Origin of the sequence: Streptomyces griseus subsp. griseus (assembly GCF_000720255.1) — a bacterium.
Lineage (GTDB): Bacteria > Actinomycetota > Actinomycetes > Streptomycetales > Streptomycetaceae > Streptomyces > Streptomyces griseus_I.
In genome coordinates this window covers 1-971 of record NZ_JOJE01000132.1, presented here as the reverse complement: position 1 = coordinate 971, position 971 = coordinate 1, and the positions used below count along the sequence as shown (strand labels likewise).

The window sequence follows — 971 nt, the reverse complement described above, 5'->3', positions numbered from 1 at the left end:
CGGCGTTGGCCTGGACGATGATGCCGGTGACGTGGTGGGCGACGAAGTCGTGCAGGTCGTGGGCGAGTTCCAGGCGCTGACGCTGGCGTACGGCGGCGACGTCCCGCACCCGCTGCTCCTCCAGCAGCCGCGCGCGCAGGCCCCAGGCCAGAGCCAGGCCGGCGGCGAGCGCCATCAGCAGGGACCCGTCGAGGGCGGCATCGCTGCCGTATCGGATGTCCGTCGGCAGCAGGCGTTGCGGGATCGCGACGACCGCCACGCTCAGTGCGGCACAAACGGCCACCGCGGTCCTCGGGTCCGGTACCGCCCACACCCCGCGGGACAGCAGCACCAGCAGAGCGACGCTCTCCAGCGCCCCGAACGTACCGGCGCCCGGGTCCGCCCACGTGGCGATCACGATGGTGAGGACCAGCGAGCCGCCGGCGACGAGTGCGGCGCGTACCGGCACGCTCGGCCGACGAGCGGGCCACAGCAACGCCGTACAGGCGAGCGGGCCGGACACCATCGGCAGCAGGCTCGTCCAGTGGTGATCGGGCACCCCATTGGCGAACACGTCGAGCAGCCCCAGCAGGCCGAGAACGATCCAGCCAGCGGCGATCAGCGCCCTGCGGAGCAGCGGAGTTTCTGAGTGCACGCCTCGCAGGATACGGAAGCGGCGATTCCCGGCGGTCGGCCGAATGGCCGATGTCCGGCTCCCACAACCGGCCTTTCGGCCGAACCCGCCGGGTGTCGTGCTCGAGTCGCTGGCCGTCATGGGCCCGTCCGGCTCGGGCAAGTCCACCCTGCTGCACTGCCTGGCCGGGATCGAGCGGCCCGACTCCGGTGAGGTCCTGCTGGACGGCGAGCGGGTCGACCAGCTTCGTGAACCGGCCCGCAGCGAGCTGCGCCGCACCGCGTTCGGCTTCGTCTTCCAGTCGGGCCAGCTGCTGCCGGAACTGCCCGCCGACGAGAACGTGGCCCTGCCGCTGATG

General features: G+C 72.2%; 1 protein-coding gene and 1 pseudogene. One reads left to right on the top strand and one right to left on the bottom strand.

Annotated features, from left to right (window positions below):
* A pseudogene (locus tag IG99_RS43440) lies at positions 1–634 on the bottom strand (sensor histidine kinase); the annotation flags it as partial.
* A 43-nt stretch (positions 635–677) separates the two neighbouring features.
* On the opposite strand from IG99_RS43440, the gene IG99_RS43435 reads away from it, so the two are divergent.
* On the top strand, positions 678–971 hold a 294-nt coding region (locus IG99_RS43435), incomplete at its 3' end, for an ATP-binding cassette domain-containing protein (protein ID WP_234312185.1).